16 protein-coding genes are annotated in these 15,869 nt (G+C 64.5%); 9 read left to right on the forward strand and 7 right to left on the reverse strand.

Going from position 1 to position 15,869, the window contains the following annotated elements; all coding sequences use genetic code 11:
* The 4 genes from LG661_RS05535 to LG661_RS05550 all read left to right on the forward strand — a co-directional run bounded on the left by LG661_RS05535 (position 1) and on the right by LG661_RS05550 (position 3,288).
* The gene (locus LG661_RS05535) at positions 1-918 is read left to right on the forward strand and encodes a cytochrome c oxidase assembly protein (protein ID WP_230530878.1); all 918 of its coding nucleotides are present in this window, start codon (positions 1-3) and stop codon (positions 916-918) included.
* On the forward strand, positions 915-2,264 hold the full coding sequence (locus LG661_RS05540) for a DUF2254 domain-containing protein (RefSeq protein ID WP_230530879.1): 1,350 nt from the start codon (positions 915-917) through the stop codon (positions 2,262-2,264). Before LG661_RS05535 ends, LG661_RS05540 begins: the two co-directional genes overlap by 4 nt.
* A 173-nt stretch (positions 2,265-2,437) precedes the next feature.
* Positions 2,438-2,971 carry a superoxide dismutase family protein gene (locus tag LG661_RS05545; RefSeq protein WP_407666665.1) on the forward strand — a complete coding sequence of 178 codons (534 nt, stop codon included), beginning with the start codon at positions 2,438-2,440 and terminating at the stop codon, positions 2,969-2,971.
* Positions 2,972-3,144: 173 nt separating this feature from the next.
* A complete protein-coding gene (locus LG661_RS05550; RefSeq protein ID WP_230530881.1) occupies positions 3,145-3,288 on the forward strand; it encodes a hypothetical protein in 144 nt (47 codons plus the stop codon).
* 37 nt (positions 3,289-3,325) lie between these two features.
* Here the strand turns inward: LG661_RS05550 and LG661_RS05555 are convergent, their stop codons facing one another.
* The 3 genes from LG661_RS05555 to LG661_RS05565 form a co-directional block, all read right to left on the reverse strand.
* Positions 3,326-3,826: a cupredoxin domain-containing protein gene (locus tag LG661_RS05555; RefSeq protein ID WP_230530882.1), complete on the reverse strand. Its 501-nt coding sequence runs from the start codon at positions 3,824-3,826 to the stop codon at positions 3,326-3,328.
* Entirely contained in the window at positions 3,823-5,013 is a 1,191-nt protein-coding gene (locus LG661_RS05560) for an AI-2E family transporter (protein WP_230530883.1), read from the reverse strand. The genes LG661_RS05555 and LG661_RS05560 overlap by 4 nt, the downstream gene beginning before the upstream one ends.
* Before the next feature lie 430 nt (positions 5,014-5,443).
* Positions 5,444-6,982, reverse strand: coding sequence for a Do family serine endopeptidase (locus LG661_RS05565; protein ID WP_230530884.1), 1,539 nt, complete (start codon positions 6,980-6,982; stop codon positions 5,444-5,446).
* 456 nt (positions 6,983-7,438) lie between these two features.
* On the opposite strand from LG661_RS05565, the gene LG661_RS05570 reads away from it, so the two are divergent.
* Positions 7,439-8,149, forward strand: a complete 711-nt coding sequence (locus LG661_RS05570) for a PRC-barrel domain-containing protein (RefSeq protein ID WP_230530885.1) — start codon at positions 7,439-7,441, stop codon at positions 8,147-8,149.
* 16 nt (positions 8,150-8,165) lie between these two features.
* Here the strand turns inward: LG661_RS05570 and LG661_RS05575 are convergent, their stop codons facing one another.
* Positions 8,166-9,011, reverse strand: coding sequence for a Crp/Fnr family transcriptional regulator (locus LG661_RS05575; protein ID WP_230530886.1), 846 nt, complete (start codon positions 9,009-9,011; stop codon positions 8,166-8,168).
* A 324-nt stretch (positions 9,012-9,335) separates the two neighbouring features.
* Between LG661_RS05575 and LG661_RS05580 the strand changes: the two genes are divergently transcribed.
* Complete coding sequence (locus tag LG661_RS05580; RefSeq protein WP_230530887.1) at positions 9,336-11,414, forward strand: sensor histidine kinase; 2,079 nt, start codon at positions 9,336-9,338, stop codon at positions 11,412-11,414.
* A gap of 4 nt (positions 11,415-11,418) precedes the next feature.
* Entirely contained in the window at positions 11,419-12,081 is a 663-nt protein-coding gene (locus LG661_RS05585; RefSeq protein WP_230530888.1) for a response regulator transcription factor, read from the forward strand.
* 342 nt (positions 12,082-12,423) lie between these two features.
* Here LG661_RS05585 and LG661_RS05590 read toward each other — a convergent pair whose 3' ends face one another.
* Positions 12,424-12,768, reverse strand: coding sequence for a VanZ family protein (locus LG661_RS05590; RefSeq protein ID WP_230530889.1), 345 nt, complete (start codon positions 12,766-12,768; stop codon positions 12,424-12,426).
* Positions 12,769-12,805: 37 nt separating this feature from the next.
* Positions 12,806-13,621 (reverse strand): PRC-barrel domain-containing protein, encoded by an 816-nt coding sequence (locus LG661_RS05595; RefSeq protein ID WP_230530890.1) that lies wholly within the window; start codon positions 13,619-13,621, stop codon positions 12,806-12,808.
* A 197-nt stretch (positions 13,622-13,818) separates the two neighbouring features.
* Between LG661_RS05595 and LG661_RS05600 the strand changes: the two genes are divergently transcribed.
* Entirely contained in the window at positions 13,819-14,220 is a 402-nt protein-coding gene (locus LG661_RS05600; protein WP_230530891.1) for a nuclear transport factor 2 family protein, read from the forward strand.
* Positions 14,221-14,372: 152 nt separating this feature from the next.
* Positions 14,373-14,615: a hypothetical protein gene (locus tag LG661_RS05605; protein WP_230530892.1), complete on the forward strand. Its 243-nt coding sequence runs from the start codon at positions 14,373-14,375 to the stop codon at positions 14,613-14,615.
* Positions 14,616-14,618: 3 nt separating this feature from the next.
* Here LG661_RS05605 and LG661_RS05610 read toward each other — a convergent pair whose 3' ends face one another.
* Positions 14,619-15,869 carry a cytochrome P450 gene (locus tag LG661_RS05610; RefSeq protein WP_230530893.1) on the reverse strand — a complete coding sequence of 417 codons (1,251 nt, stop codon included), beginning with the start codon at positions 15,867-15,869 and terminating at the stop codon, positions 14,619-14,621.

The following is a 15,869-nucleotide window of genomic DNA, read 5'->3' on the forward strand; positions in this document are numbered from 1 at the left end:
ATGATGTGGGTTCTTCCCGCCATAATAGCACTGCTGCTGCCCGGAAATGCGCTAGCCCACAGCGACGGCCTGCCGGTCGGGCCCGAAGACGTGTGGCATCACTGGACCTTCGATCCGTGGATCGTCACCCCGATGGTGCTGGCCTTCGGGCTCTATGCACGGGGCGTCGTGCGCCTCTGGGCGAGCGCGGGACTGGGGCGCGGTATCTCCATGCCACGCGTCGCATCCTATGCGGCGGGAGCCCTCGTTCTCATTGTGGCTCTCGTCTCGCCCCTCGATGCGCTCGGGGATACCCTGCTGACGGCCCACATGATCCAGCACGTGCTTCTCGTTGCCGTCGTACCGCCGCTTCTCCTGGCCGGGGGGCCGGGCGCGGCGCTCCCCTGGGCGTTGCCGCAGCGCACCCGCCGCGCCATGGGCCGCAGCGCAGGCCTGCGCCTTCTCGGCCGCCGGACGGCCTTCCTCCTGCGCCCGCTCCCGGCGGCCGCCCTTCATGGCGTAGCGATGTGGGTCTGGCACGCTCCGGCGCTTTACGAGGCAGCCCTGCGCAACGAGGCCATTCACACGCTCGAGCACCTCAGTTTCTTCGTCACGGCGATGCTGTTCTGGCAGAGCCTCGTGCTGGCGGCGCGTAGCACGGCGACCCTGCCCGCTGCGATTGCGGCAGGCTTCCTCACCATGCTTCATGGCGGCTTCTTGAGTGTCCTGATCATCTTCGCGCCGCGGCCGCTCTACACCTGGTACGGCGACAGGTCCGATCTGTGGGGCCTCGGGGCTCTTGCCGATCAGCAGCTCGCGGGCCTCATCATGGGCGTGCCGACGAGCTTCGTTTACCTCTTTGCCTGCGTTGCCCTCGCCGCACGGTTCCTGGTTCCGACGCCGCCCTATCGCATGGCTGAGCAGAGATCCCCCATATGATCCGGCTGAGGCAGATCCTCATCACCGTGCGCGGACAGCTTTGGCTTCTCCCCGCATTCATGACCTTGATAGCTCTGGGGCTGGCCTATGTCATGCTGTCCCAGAGATTCAACTGGACCCAGTTCGGCGACACGGATCTCTGGTGGCTCTTCAGCGGCGATGCGGCGACGGCGCGCAATCTTCTCTCGACGCTGCTTTCCGGCATGATGACGATCACGTCGCTGGTCGTCTCGATGACGTTCGTCATCCTCACCCTTGCCGCCAACCAGCTCGGGCCGCGCCTCATCTGGAGATTCATCGAGGATCGGCAGATCCAATCGATCATCGGGCTGTTTCTCGGCACGATCTTCTACATCGTCATCGTGCTGCGCACCCTGGATGACCAGCTCGCGCGCGCAGCCGTTCCTCACCTTGCGGTGACGGTCGGGACCGTGCTGACGCTGGCCTGCCTGTTCGCCCTGCTCTTCTACGTCCACAAGATCGCGCACTCCATCGTGGCCGACAACGTGGTCGAGCACGTCGCGAGGCGGCTGCACGAATCCCTCAACGATATCCTGCCTGACAAGGAGGATGCACCGCCCCCTCCCGTGGAGGAGGAGCTTCCTCCCCATGCTGCCTGGATTTCCATTGGAGAGGCCGGCTACATCCAGACCATCGATTACAACGTGCTCGTCGATGTCGCGAATGAGTACGACGCCATCCTCCGGGTGCCGGTCCGCGCTGGGCATTTTCTGCTCAGGACCGGCAACCATGTCGAGATCCGCTCGGATAGCCCGATCAATGGCCGGGCCGTGAAGAAGATCCGGAAGGCCTTCGTCATCGGGCCTGAGCGCAATGCGACCCAGGACCTCGAATTCTCGTTCCGGCAGCTGGTCGAGGTCGCCCTGCGTGCCCTTTCTCCGGGCATCAATGATCCCTTCACCGCCATCGCGGTGGTCGACCGTCTCGGCGAGGCCATCGAGGCGATCCAGATGCGGGCACAGGTGCCGGGCCGGCTGCGCGACGAGAAGGGCCACCTTCGCGTCATCGCCAGCCATTCCGAAACCATCGGCCTCGTCGATGCCTGTTTCGACCAGATCAGGCAGGCGTCCAGAGAGAAGCCGGCGCTCCTGATCCATATTGCCGACACTTTGGGCAAGCTGGCAGGCGTTCTCACCGACGAGGGCTCCCGGGAGGCCGCGCTGCGCCAGCTGGACAGCCTTGCCCAGGCAGCCGAGGGCCTTCCCTTCCCCTATGACAAGGATGAAGCACTCCGCAGGATCGATGCTGCCAGGGTCAGCATCGTCGCTTCCGAGCCGGATCCGCCTCCGAAGCAGCGTCATCCGACGCCGACCGACGGAGTCTGAACGGCCGAAACCCGGTTCGGCAGCTTCATGTACGACAGCGTACCGATTCCAGGAATCACGTCACCGTGCTTTCCGGAACGCCTGACAAGGAGGTGGGTTCTCGTACCGAGCGCATGTATGCGGTCCCGGACTCGCCGCATGGCGGCTCACTCCCCAACCGGATGAATGGAACGATGATGAAGCAGCTTCTCCTCTGCACGGTCTTCCTGGCAAGCGCCGCTCCCGCCCTGGCACAGCAGCAGCCGACCTCCACGCCTGGGGATGCACGAGCCGTGTTCAAAAACAGGGACGGACAGACCATTGGCTCGGCGACACTGATCAACACCCCCAATGGCGTTCTGATCAGGGCCGAAGTCTCGAACCTGCCGCCGGGGCCGCACGGCTTCCATATCCACGAAACCGGTCAGTGCGATGCATCCGGGGGCTTCGAGTCAGCCGGAGGCCACTACAATCCGGACGGCCAGCAGCACGGCTACTTCATCGAAGGCGGTCCGCATGCAGGCGACATGCCCAACCAGACGGTCGGGCAGGACGGCAAGATGATGGCTCAGGTCTTCAACCCCAATGTGAGCTTCGAGGGTGACGCGACGCTGTTCGATGACGATGGATCCGCTCTCGTGGTCCACGCCACGGCCGACGACTACCGCAGCCAGCCCTCGGGCGCGGCAGGCGACCGTCTGGCCTGCGCCGTGATCGAGCGCAACTGATCGACACGATTCGAAGGCACGATGGCAGTTGCACAAATCGCGCAGCTGCCATTTTTTCGTGCACGGCCCCGATTGTCTGTACGAGGGTGTACCCTGCCGCCCCCTGGTCGCGTTCCTCCCCTCTATCCTGCGCGTTCGCCCAAGAGGAAACGCAAAAAGAAGAGGTGAACGACATGAATCCGACAAAGGCCCGGGCTCCGGCTGGCGAGCGCCCCCGCAACGACCGAGTGACCGTTATCGGGAACGCCGTCGGCACGGCCGTCAGCGTCGCCGTCTTCAGTACGCTGCTGTGGACGATCGGGCTGCAGGTTTTCTGACCCTGTCGGAGGCGAGCGCAGTTCTCGCCTCCTCCCGTCAGCCTCTCGGCGGGACGACGATGAAAAAGCCGCTCGTCTGCGGTGTGGGAATATGGCCCGGCTGATAGCAGGAATAGTAGTATTCGCCGGGAACTGGCGTCACCAGAGTCACCTGAACGGTGCTTTGCGGCGCGACCAGAAAGCCGCCGCGCACGAGATCCATGGTGAATCCACTGGATTCGATCACACGGCCGAACCTGAAGAATTTGGGTGCAACGAAGGCCACCGGCTGCTCGGCGCGGTTTGTGACATGCAGCGCGATCCTGTCTCCGGTCGGAAGCCACGCCTGCGGCGGCCGGCACTGGAGATTGCCGTTGATGATGCTTGCGCTGACCTCGACGGGCGCGACTCCCGGCGGAATGGGATCCGGAGTGGACGGCGTCGTGGTCTGCGCCGCAGCGGTTCCGGAGAGCGCCGCGAGTCCGGCCAGCGCCGGCAGTACGGCGAGGCGCAGCGAGCCTGATAGAAGCTGCTCCTGAAGCTGTCGGGTTCTCCTCATTTTTTCCTTCCCTTGGATTGCGATGCCAAAGCCTGCTCCTCGCCTGGCACTTCCACCGGCTCGCCCAGTGTCTTGCGGACATAGAGCTTGATCACGAGGATGTAGGTGACGACGGTGAGCGGCGCGGCGATGATGATTCCGATCACGCCGAACAGGAGCCAGAAAGCGAGAACCGCGAAGAGGAGCAGCGCCGGCGGGATGAGAACGGCCCTCCGCTGCACCAGTGGGGTAATGACGTTGGACTCGAGCTGCTGCACGGCCAGGAAGAGGAGTGCCGTCCAGAGCACCGTGCTAAAACCATCTGTCAGCGCGAGCAGCAGAGCGGGAACGGCGCCGATGAAGGGACCGACGATCGGCACGAACTCCATCAGGCCGGCGAAGAGGCCGAGTGCGATTGGCGCGGGCAGCCCGATCAGCCAGGCGCCGAGGGAGACCAGAACCCCGACGATGGCCATGGCAATCAGTTCCGCCATAAGCCAGAGGTGGAGGCCTTCGCCCGCATCGAGCAGCGCCTCGTTGACGGCCTTGTGGCGCGAGGGCGGGAAGAGCTTTACGAGGCCGCGCCGGTATGTGCCCGGATCGACCGCGAAGAAGAAGCCTGCGATGATGATCAGGATCAGGTTGGTAACGACTTCCAAGACCGTGGAGCCGAAGGTCGCCAACCGCGAAAACAGGTCCTGTCCAAGGGACAGGAAGGTGCCGTCGAGACCCGTAGGACGATTCCCTTCCGGCTGCTGAGCAGCCGGGTTTCCGCTCTGCTGCTGCGCCTGCTGTGCCTGCTGTGCCTCCTGAGAAGCCTGATCGCCCATGCTGACGTCCGGCAGCGAGATCCCGAACTGGTTCTCCAGTTCCTGGATCGATTGCGGCAGGCGGCTGGTGAGCTCCGAAACCTGCCCGCGAACCTGGCTGCCGATGAGCCAGAACGCCAGTGCGATGAACAGCGCGATGACGACCGCGCCGATCGTGACGGCCCATGTCTGCGACACTGGAGTCCAGCGCCGGACCGGCGCAGCTGCGGCGAGAAGAATGGTCGCAACGATGAGCGCTGCGAATGTCAGCAGAAAAGCATTCCTGATCTGCCACGCGATGTAGGTCAGCGCGACGATGCCGACCACGACCAGCACATGCCTGACGAAGGAGGCCGAAGGCGTACTGTCGAACCAGCCTTCCGGATGTTCACGCCCCATGGCGCATCTCCCTGCCATTCTTGAACCCTTTCGAGGGCGAACTGCAAAGATCATCACAGAAGACGAACATGACTGCCTTACTCAGATCTGGCGTTTCGCTCCACAGTGAAAGAGCCCCGCTCCTACGCGGGGCGGGAGCGGGGCAGTTTGCTGAAGAGCGATCGGTCAGGAGCCCTCATGGGCCGATGCCCCAGACCTGGCGCCACTCCGAAAATGTCTCTTGGACCGCTTCGGACCGACGGGCCTGGCGCAGGACTCGGCGAGCACCCGCAGGGATAAGCGCCCACGAGGCCCGCGGTTCGCCAGGGAACGCGCGAAGAGAGTGCACAATCGTACAAAGATCAGACCGCGAGCGGAGGGGCCCAAAAGTAAAGCCGCAGGCTGGTCCCCAGCCTGCGGCGATTTTCGCTGAACTTCGACGTACCGAATCTTACGCGGCGGGGACCGGCAGGGCGACGAAGCGCGCCCCTTCCCGGCTCTCGATGCGGAAGAGCACGCTCTTCTTGCCGCCGCTGCGGCTATTCTCCAGCGCCTTCCTGACATCGGCCGGTGTTTCGACCGTCTGGCCCGCAACTTCGAGGATCACGTCGCCGGTCTGGATACCCTTCTCGGCGGCGGGGCTACCAGGCTCCACCTCCACGACGGCGACACCCTTGGAATCGGCTCCGGCGACCTCCGAGCCCGGCGCGAGCCTCAGACCCAGCTTGCCCATTTCGACGCCGACGCCCGGTTCGGCAGAAGCCGTCGTGGCTTCGGACAGCCGGCCGATGGTGACGGAAAGGCTCTGCCTGTCGCCGTTGCGCCAGACTTCCACATCGGCCGTGGAGCCCGCGCTGAGCGATGCGATGATCCGGGAGAGATCCCGCGCATCGTCCACCTGCCTACCGTTGACCGACAGGATGATGTCGCCGGTCTTGATGCCGCCCTTCGCTGCAGGGCTGTTCTCCTCAAGGCGGGCCACGATGGCTCCGTCCGGGTTCGGCAGGCCGACGCTGGAGGCGATGTCCTGCGTCACGGACTGGATCTGCACGCCGAGATAGCCGCGCTCGACGGCGCCCTTCTCCCTGAGTTGCGTCACGACGTTCCGCACGGTCTCGGACGGAATGGCGAACGCGATGCCGACATTGCCGCCGGAGGGCGAGGCGATGGCCGTGTTCACGCCGACCACCTGGCCGCGCTGGTTGAAGGTCGGGCCGCCCGAATTGCCCCGGTTCACGGGCGCGTCGATCTGCAGGAAGTCGTCGTAGGGACCGGCTCCGATATCGCGGGCCCGCGCCGAGACGATGCCCGCCGTCACGGTTCCGCCGAGGCCGAACGGGTTGCCGACCGCCAGCACCCAGTCACCGACGCGCGGGACCTCGGGCGAGAGTTCGACGAACCTGAAGGGCCCTCCCTCGGTCACCTGAAGCAGAGCCAGATCCGTCTTCGGATCGGTTCCGACCACCTTGGCCGGCAGCGTGCGGCCGTCATCCATCAGGACCTCCACTTCGGAAGCGCCCTCGATGACGTGGTTGTTGGTCACAAGGTAGCCGTCCCCCGAAATGAAGAAGCCTGAGCCCTGCGATGCGCTTCTCCGCGGCCCTGGCCGCTGCTGACCGAAGGGGTTGCTGTCGTTCCCGCCACCGGGCCCGCGGAAGCGCCTGAAGAACTCCTGGAAGGGATGGTCGTCCGGCAGGTTGAAATTGGGCACACCCGGGGTGGAGCGGTCCTGCTGCGCCATGCTGGTCCTATTCTCGCCGCCTCGGGCGCGAACGGACACGACCGCAGGCTTCACCCGTTCAACCACATCGGCGAAGGACGGCACCGTGGGCGCCGGGTTGGTCAGGGTCTGCGGCGCCTGTCCCTGCGCCTGAGGCCGCAGCTGCACCTGCTGATCCTGCCCCTGTCCTTGGCTTTGTGCCTGTCCCTGGCCTTGGCCCTGCGCCAGGGCGGGCGCAACGATGCCGGCGGCCCCGGTCAGAGATGCCAAAGCAACGGCTCCAAGGAGAGCGGCGCGGGTTCTGGCCATGGGCCGGAGGCACTGCGGTGCTTTCCTGTTCGGGTGGGAGTGAGGAAGTGTCATTGCTGTAGGCTCCATCAGCTCATCGTGGGTGTTTCCGGGGGGAAGGTGGGGTGCGGCGCGTGAAAGCGTCCTTACGGGGAGGTGAACTGTTTGTAACGTTCGGCCGTCCTCAATGTTCGGATGCCCTAGCCGTCCTGTCCGCAGCCACGCCGGTGCCGTCCGGCGAACGCGCGCTCCCTCGCTGTCCCTATGAACCTGTCAAATGGTCAATCGTTGCGTCGATGACACCCGAAGAGACGAGGTGGGACGCGGCTCTCGGTACGCTTCCGGACCGAGGCTGCGAACCTGGAGCGTGCGCCGACATTCCCCGAATGAACGTGGGACCCGTGCGAACGGCTTCCACTCCAGATGGAGGATTGAAGAATGGTGCTCTCCCGGATCACGATTGCGGCACTGGTTGCGACCGCATTGGCGTCCCCGGCCGTCGCACAAGGCGCCTTTCAGGCCGCGCCGTCCGGCCCGGTGGCCGGAGGCCAGATCTCGCCGGAGGCGCTCTACCAGGGCTGGCGCTCCCGGCAGGTCATCGGAGGAGTGGTTCATCGCCCGAACGGAGATCCGGTCGGCACCGTGCGCGATCTCATCATCGGAGCCGACGGCCGTATCGCCGCGATAGTGGTGGAAGGCGGCGGGGCGTCGGGCGTTCCCGACGTGGTCTATCGCATTCCGTGGGACCAGGTCGGTCTCACGCCCGGGCGGGACGGCGTCGCGGTCAACCTGGCCGGCAGCCGCAACGATCCGCGATACCGCCTCTTCCAGGGCACGGCGGAGGTTACGACCGCTCCTCGGGAATATCGCCTGACCGAGATCATCGGCGACTACGCCCGGCTGCAGACCGGCTACGGCTTCGGGATCGTCACCGATGCGGTTTTCGGCCCGGAGGGCCACCTGATCGCGATCCTTGTCAGCCGGGACGCCGCATCGGGCGGCGGCACCTATGCCTTCCCCTATCCGGGCACGACCGGCCGTTGGGAGCCGCAGGCAAGCTATTACGGCCTGCCTTACGTGACCGACAGGCAGGCCGCGGCAGCGGGCGTCCGCATCGAGCCGCAGCGCTTCCGGAACTCATCCATGTAAGCGAGGGCGGCTCCCTTTACTGGCGGACCGCTCTCAGCGTTCCGGCCAGGGGCTCCGCGATCTCGTCGCAGACGATCCTCCCGTGCTCCGACCGGATGGCGCGGTAGCACTCGCAGGCCTCCGCCTCCAGGCCGGCGCGGTCGAGGATCACGATCCGGCCGCGTCCCCGATGAAGCAGACCGGCCTCCTCCAGGCGTCCCATCGCGGTCGTTACGCCCGCCCGGCGGACTCCGAGGGCGCGCCCCAGGAACTGGTGCGTCAGGGCGATCTCGTTCCCCTCGACCCGATCGTGGGCGAAAAGAAGCCAGCGGGCGAGCCGCTGGCGCAGGGTGTGCCGGGTGTTGCAGACCACAAGCTGGGCGCTTTGCACCGTCGACGCCTGTACGTAGCCCAGCAGCAGCTGCCGCAGGGCCGGAACGTCGTTCATGGCCTGGTGAAGATCGTCGGCCGCGATCCGGAGCGCCTCGCCCGAGACCTGGACCACGCAGCGGTGCGGCGTCCGCGAGGTTCCGAGCACCACGGGCATGCCGGCGAAATCCTGGCAGCCCAGCGTGCCGACCTCCAGCATGCACTGATCCCCGGCGCGGGCGAGCAGCGACGCCAGTCCCCTTTCGATGAAATAGGCATGGGTGACGGGCAGGTTCCGCTCGTGCAGCACCTGCCGCCTCTTGAGAGGAACACGCTGCATATAGGGCGCCAGTTCGTCGAGCGCCTCGGCGGGAAGGGCCTGCAGGATCCCGTTGCGAATGACGCCTCCGGGCTGGCGGGATAGGGGGACACGGCTGTGCTTGGAATTTAGCGAAGATCTTCCGATAGACTCATGAAGGCTGTTCTGGCTGAGTTCCTCGGTGCAGTTGAGCATTTCGAATCTCCCGACACGACGAGTCGTGGTTCGCCGATTTCAGCTGCAGTATCGAACACAAACGCTCGATCTTTCCTGTATTCTCCCCGAAACCACTCGATTCCGGCAGTCGGGCCTTGTAGCAGGCCTGTCAGGAAAATCCTGACGTTCGCACGGGCTCTTCCTTTCACGCGTGCCCGCGTGGAAGATGACATCATTGCCAAGATGAGCGATGTATTGAGCAGAAAACTTTCCTTTCTTCCTCCTGGATCGCGCTTCGCTGCGGGATCCAGAGAAAAGGTTCGCAAGCATCGCATGCTCGGCAGCGACTCTCATAACGAGCCTGTGGCTCTCGATCCAATCCGGCATCCTGCCGGACTGCCCTGGCCGTCTCGCTGGCCCCTCTTCGTCGCCAGCCGTCGAACCCTGCTGTCCCTGGTCCTGGCCGCCATCATCCCGCTCCTCCTGTTCGGAGCCTGGGTCGTCTATCTGATTGCGCAGGAGCAGCGCGCCGATGCCCGCGCTCAAGCCTATCAGACAATGAAGCATGTAGGGGAAAGGATCTCGTCGGAAATCTCCGCTCAGCTGCAGGTCGTCGAATCCCTTGCAGCGTCCACATCCCTGGACCAGCCTTTCCTCTCACGCTTCTATATCGAAGCAGAGCGCATGAAGGCGCTGCAGCCCCTCTGGGCGACTGTCGAGCTGGCGGATCCGTCCGGCATGCAGATCCTGAACCTGTTTCGCCCGCTTGGGGATACCTTGGGCCCCACGGCCGACCGCGACAGTTTCGATGCTGTCCTCCAGACCCGTCGGTCTGCCGTCGGCGGCATAGGTCCCATGGGGCGGATTTCCGGCAAGCGTCTCGTCGCCATTCGCGCACCGGTAATCCGCGACGGGGAGCTGCGCTATGTCGTGACGGTGTCGTTCCTGCCGAACGCCATCAGCTCGATCCTCAAGGAGGCGGGTGCGCCCGAGAACTGGGTCGGCGTCGTCGTCGACTCGCGCGGAAACATCATCGCCCGCACGGTCGCCGAAGAACTCGAGGTCGGTCGTCCCGCAGCTCCCGGACTGCGAAAGGCGATCGCCAGTGCGCCCGAGGGTTTTTACGTGGCCCCGACGCTGGAAGGCATCGAGGTCGAGACCGCGTTCCGGACCCTTCCGAATACCGGAGGATGGTCCGTGCATTTCGGGGTTCCGCGTGACGTGCTGAACGCGCCGGTTTCACGCTCGCTCTTCGTCCTGGCCGGCGGCGGCATCGTCAGCCTGGCGCTCGCCTTCGCTCTCGCGTCGCTGACGGCGCGCGATATCGCGCAGCGCCGGCGCAGCGAAGCCGAACGGTCGGCGCTTGCCCTTGCCGTGAGCGAGGAGCGTGGCGCGGTCGCCGTCGAGGCCGCCGAACTCGGCACATGGCGGTGGGACATGGATGGAGGCGAGGTCGTCGGATCGGAGCGATGCTGGATCCTTCTCGACCTGCCGCGGCGACCGCAGGCCGGCTCCAATGCTCGGATTTCGACACAAGAGTTCCTAGATGCCATCTGCGAGGAGGACCGCCCGAACGTCGAGGCGGCGATGCGGAACTGCATCAACGACGGCCGCACCCTCAATGTCGAATTCCGCACCGCGCACCGGGACGGCAGCCTGCACTGGGTGCGCGCCACGGGCCGCGCGCCACACCTGGTGGGCGAAGCACCAAGGGTCGTCCACGGCGTTCTTGCCGATATCGATCCGCAGAAACGCGCCGAGGCGGAGCGCGTCGATCTCCAGAGACGCCTTGCGGAGGCGCAGGAAAACGAGCAACGCCGCATCGCCAGGGAGCTTCACGACCAAGTCGGCCAGACCGTGACGGGCTTGTCCCTCGGCCTGAAGGCCCTTGAACAGCGGCTTCGGGGGCAGCCCCTCGAGGAGCAGGTGCGCTGGCTGCGCCATCTCACCTCCGAACTCGGCCGCGACATCCATCGCGCTGCTGCGGATCTGCGGCCGACGGCTTTGGACGATCTCGGACTGAAGGAAGCCCTGAATGCGTTCGCTTCCGACTGGAGCGAGCGGTTCGGCATCAGGGCCGACGTGCAGTTCATCGGCAGCGACAGCCGCCTTTCGCCCGACATCGAGACCGCCGTCTACAGGGTCGTCCAGGAAGCCCTGACCAATGTTCTGAAACATGCGGAAGCAAGCAACGTAAGCATCGTCCTGGAGAGCAGGGCCGACAGGCTCCGCGTCATCATCGAGGATGACGGCGCTGGCTTCAATCCGGACGGCGCGCCCGGCCAGACCGACGACGAGAGCAGACGCAGCAGGCCTCCTCTCGGGCTGTCGGGCATTCGTGAGCGTCTGTCACTCGTCAAGGGCAAACTGCACGTCGAGTCGGCTCCCGGCGAAGGCACGACACTCTTCATTCAAATTTCGCTCCCACAAGAAGGAGCCTAGGACCATGCACCAGATCCGCGTAGCACTTGCCGATGATCACCCCGTCGTCCTCGCCGGCGTCAAGGCCCTGCTGCAGGAAGCGCCGGAGATTGCTCTCGTCGGGGAGGCAACGAGCGGACAAGCGGCTCTCGACGTAATCAGAGCTGAAACGCCGGACGTTGCCGTGATCGATATCTCGATGCCTGACCTGAATGGCATCGATCTGGCGAGGCGTGTCGCCACCTCTCACCCGCAGGTGAAGCTCCTGGCGCTGACGGTTCACGAGGACCGCGCCTATGTTCAGCCGCTCCTTCAGGCTGGCGCGAAGGGCTATCTCCTGAAGCGTTCGGCGGCGGAGGACCTTGTGCGGGCGATCCGGGCCATTGCGGCGGGAGGCGTCTATCTCGATCCAGCCATCGCGGACAGGGCCCTCTCCGATGCGGCGCGCGGTGCGGGCCTCCTTCAATCGGGCGCCGAGGACGCCCTGAGCCAGCGCGAGAGCGAGGTCCTGCGGCTTACGGCTCAGGGCTACAGCAACAAGGAAATCGCCGCGCGACTCAACGTGAGCATCAAGACCATTGAAACCTACAAGGCGCGCGCATCCGAGAAGCTCGGACTTCGCACGCGCGCCGACATCGTGCGGTATGGAGCCTCCCACGGCTGGCTCGCGGACCTGGAGAGCCAGTAGGTAGCGCCTCTCTCCGAAGATACGCAGTCTCTTTTTGCATCCGATCGGGCATCCTGATCCGTGTGCCTTCGAGCATGGAAATGGGCCCGCTCGACAATTGCTGCAGAATGTACACTGGAGAACCAACCCTGCGTGCGAAGCTCGAACTGCAGCTACTTCAACGCATTACATTCATGAACCGACGGAGAGTGCATGATCTGAAACTGCTCTCATTCGCTCCTGCACTTCGGGTGGCATCTCCATCGGATCAAAAGCCTGAACCATCATCCTTGGCCGTGTGCCCCACCTGGAAGCTCCCGTTCAGGTGGGGCATACGGTTATTGGGCGAGTGCCTTCAAACGTTCATTTCGCCGCGATGAGGCTCCGAAGCCATACGGCGATCGTGACGCCCAGGAACGCACCGAGGCTGCTCGCGGCGAAGTCATTGACCGAAGCCGCTCGCCCCGGAACCCAGCCCTGTGCGAACTCGAACAGGGCTGCCGCGACAACGGCAATGACGACGAGCGTCCCATAGCCCAATTTGCGGCCGTAGCCCAAAGCGGCCGCCGCTGCGAAGACGAGATACGCCAGAAAATGCTCGGTCAGCCCGCGCCCGATCGGGATCATCTCGGATCCGGGAGCAAGGGACAGGACGGTGATGGCGGCAATGATCGTCCATGTCGCCAAACGGGACAGCTTGATGAGCATGAGGAATGGACCGTCCGCGGAGATTCGCGACTCCAGGTCACTTGATCTCGCTGACGGACCAGTATTCCGGCGCGCCGTAATGCCTATGGAGACGGCTCTCGTAATCCCGGTCGATGGGTCGGTCCGGATCGTATTCCGGTGCGTTTCTGATCTCCTCACGGGTCTGGCCGAGTGTGACGCTCTGGCCGCTCCAGTCGATGTCCCGAATCCAGTTCGGGGCGATCAGGACCTTCTTCCCGGACCACCAATTGCCCGTATCGACGACCATGTAGCGGATGGCCCAGTCCTGAGCATCCACCTCGAAGTCGTCGACATGCCCGATATCGCCGTCGGTGCCCTGGATGTAGTAGCCGGTCACCTCGCCGATGCTGCGCAGGTGAGGATCGCCGGTAGGTTGATGCCGGTCCGCATCGGCCGAAGTCTGGTCGCCGACTCCCGGCACGCTTCTGGAGGGAGAATAGGCGCCCGGAAGCGGGTAGGCGAGGCCGGCTCCCGCAAAACCCATCGGAGGAATGTAGGCGCCGGCCGCGGGCCAATAGGGAGCCCAGCCATAGTAATCGTAGACGGTCTGCTCCATCTGGCGCGAGACCGGCTGGTTGGTGTCGATATCGGGGCTGTCCTTGACTTGGTCTCTCGTCAGGTTGACCGGAATCGCCGTCATGCCGGCGCGGGCCTCTCCGAGATGGGAGGACGGCAGCAGAACCCGCCGGCCCGAGAGCCACCCTCCCGTATCGACGACGAGCCAGCGCACGGCCCAGGTGGCATCGTCGAACAGGAGATCGGAGATCGTTCCGATCTCGCCGTCCGTGGCGTCGATCGAGCATCCGGTAATCGTAGACGCCTTCAGCAGCATGACAGGCACTCCGCAATCGTAAACTCGGGCTTTCACCCATCCATCTCAAGGCTTAACAAGAAGCCGAGACGACCGTTCCCGGGCGGTGCGCCGATCAGTGCATCAACGGACAATGCGTCAGATATCGATCGAGGGAACATAGGATCTCTTTCGCAATTCATCGGGAGTGTGAACCCTCCGCGTTTCGGGAGAGCGGAATGGACCAGTCTGTCTTGAACTCACCGGACGAAACGGCGCTCGCGGCCCGCTCCACGCAGGACGTTTTCGAGGATCATCTCCGGCTGCACAGAGAGGGCTGCCTGGAGGAGGACCTCAAACACAACTACGCCGAGGACGTGCTGCTGCTGACGGAGAACAGTGTTCTGCACGGCCACGACGGCCTGCGGATCTCGGCGAAACGCCTGGCGAAACAACTGCCGGATGCCCGGTTCGAGTTTCTGGCCCGTCAGGTCGAAGGGGAGTTCGCCTTCCTTGTCTGGAGAGCCCAGTCGGATCGTTACAGGGTCGAATGCGGCGCAGACTCGTTCATGATCAAGGACGGCCGGATCTACATGCAAACCATCCACTACCGGCTCCTCGACCGTCACGAACACATCTGACGCGCAGCACGAGAATAGACATTTTCCTTCGCCTCCCTTCCTGCGGAACCGGTCCGCCAACCTGTCGTTAGACAGGCATTGACCCGACCGGCTGGGGGCCCTTCGGGCGTTCACGGTCCTGCTGAAGGGTGACGGATCTCATGGCTGCACTCATGACTCGCCCACCGATGATTCCGCTCCTGCGGTTTGCAGGGGGATGCTGCTGCGCCGTCGCGGCGGCTCTTCTCCTCGCCAGCCTGTGGAATGGAAGTCTCGACGCCTATCTCCTGCTTCTGGCTGGCGCCGCCGGGATTACCGGTCTTTCGCTCTTCGGCTTCGCGACCAACCTCGTCATCCTGCATGACATACGCCTGGAGCTGCGTGAGCGGGGAGCGCCGCCCAGCGTCCGCTTATGAGCGTCATGATGCCGCTCTGACATTCGCGATCCTGAACGCGCTCTCAGGCAGGGCCGGCATGTACGCGAGGTCGATGCGAAGATCCTGCTCCGGCACATCGTAGCGCATCTCGCGGGCCAGCAGCCGCAGAGCCTGCTTCATGAGCTCAATCGTGATCCACTCGCCTGCACAACGGTGACCCGCGTAGTGATCGCCTCCGCCCTGGGGAATGAAGTTGAATGCGCTTCCGTCCCAACTGCGGAAGCGGTCGGGATCGAAGCGTTCCGGCTCATTCCAGGTTCGCGGGTCGCGATTGGTGCCGTAGATGTCCAGCAACACCCAGGCTCCCTTCTCGAAACGATATCCCTTCCAGTCGAAGTCCTGCAGAACCCGCCCGGCGACGAGAGGAAAGAACGGGTAGAAGCGCCGGATCTCCTGAATGAAGAGCTCGATGTCCTCGTCGTCGCCGGTCCGCAATCGGCTGGCGAAGGTGGGGTGCTCGTGCATCGCCAGAGCGCCTAGAACGATGAAGCGCGCGACCGCCACCGTAGGCCGCAGCACATTGATGAGTTCGACTGCCGCGACTTTGACGTCCAGATGTGCCCCATCCTGGTTCCGGTGCAGGGCGATGACATGAGCCGGCGCCTTCTCCGGAATCTTCACGGTCCCGGAACGTATCCCCTCGATGATGCTTCGGGCCCACCGCTCGGAACGCCGGCGCAGGGCCATGCCGCGCCAGTTGCGGGGACCGACCTTTCCGGCCCCGTCGACCATTGCGGCGAATTCCTGCGTCCGGCGGGACGCCTCATCCTCGGTGAGCGGCACTCCCGCCCATTCGCAGACGGCGCGGCAGAGAATCTCCTGGACCTCGGAATGGAGAACGACTTCGCTCATTCCTCCCCATTTCGGGATACGGGCCTGCCAGTGCCTCGCCATCAGATCGGCAAGCTGCCGGATCGCCCTCGGAGACATCAGCGACATGAACATCTGCTTGCGATGATCGTGCGCCTCGCCGTCCAGCGTCTGAACGCTGCCCTGATCCTGCAGAAGCCATAATGCCGTCTTCGGCAATGCCTGCCTTCGCGTGAAGCGGCCCGGCTCGTAGAACTCCCGGGCGGCTTCAGGCCCGCTCATGCAGACGGCCTTCGTAAGCATGAGCCGGGTTTCGAAGAGATCGGATTGATAGCGCCGGCACCGTTCCGGAATGAAGGCATAGCCCTCCGACAGCAGCGCGCGCGTGCTGTCCCAACTCTTGTCGCGCGGAATCCGGGACAT

Origin of the sequence: Microvirga roseola, assembly GCF_020866965.1 — a bacterium.
Lineage (GTDB): Bacteria > Pseudomonadota > Alphaproteobacteria > Rhizobiales > Beijerinckiaceae > Microvirga > Microvirga roseola.

Coding starts and splice junctions, on each gene's coding strand:
- LG661_RS05535 (WP_230530878.1), top strand. CDS start 1: ATGATGTGGGTTCTTCCCGCCATAATAGCACTGCTGCTGCCCGGAAAT.
- LG661_RS05540 (WP_230530879.1), top strand. CDS start 915: ATGATCCGGCTGAGGCAGATCCTCATCACCGTGCGCGGACAGCTTTGG.
- LG661_RS05545 (WP_407666665.1), top strand. CDS start 2,438: ATGATGAAGCAGCTTCTCCTCTGCACGGTCTTCCTGGCAAGCGCCGCT.
- LG661_RS05550 (WP_230530881.1), top strand. CDS start 3,145: ATGAATCCGACAAAGGCCCGGGCTCCGGCTGGCGAGCGCCCCCGCAAC.
- LG661_RS05555 (WP_230530882.1), bottom strand. CDS start 3,826: ATGAGGAGAACCCGACAGCTTCAGGAGCAGCTTCTATCAGGCTCGCTG.
- LG661_RS05560 (WP_230530883.1), bottom strand. CDS start 5,013: ATGGGGCGTGAACATCCGGAAGGCTGGTTCGACAGTACGCCTTCGGCC.
- LG661_RS05570 (WP_230530885.1), top strand. CDS start 7,439: ATGGTGCTCTCCCGGATCACGATTGCGGCACTGGTTGCGACCGCATTG.
- LG661_RS05575 (WP_230530886.1), bottom strand. CDS start 9,011: ATGCTCAACTGCACCGAGGAACTCAGCCAGAACAGCCTTCATGAGTCT.
- LG661_RS05585 (WP_230530888.1), top strand. CDS start 11,419: ATGCACCAGATCCGCGTAGCACTTGCCGATGATCACCCCGTCGTCCTC.
- LG661_RS05590 (WP_230530889.1), bottom strand. CDS start 12,768: ATGCTCATCAAGCTGTCCCGTTTGGCGACATGGACGATCATTGCCGCC.
- LG661_RS05595 (WP_230530890.1), bottom strand. CDS start 13,621: ATGCTGCTGAAGGCGTCTACGATTACCGGATGCTCGATCGACGCCACG.
- LG661_RS05600 (WP_230530891.1), top strand. CDS start 13,819: ATGGACCAGTCTGTCTTGAACTCACCGGACGAAACGGCGCTCGCGGCC.
- LG661_RS05605 (WP_230530892.1), top strand. CDS start 14,373: ATGACTCGCCCACCGATGATTCCGCTCCTGCGGTTTGCAGGGGGATGC.
- LG661_RS05610 (WP_230530893.1), bottom strand. CDS start 15,869: ATGTCCCGGATTCCGCGCGACAAGAGTTGGGACAGCACGCGCGCGCTG.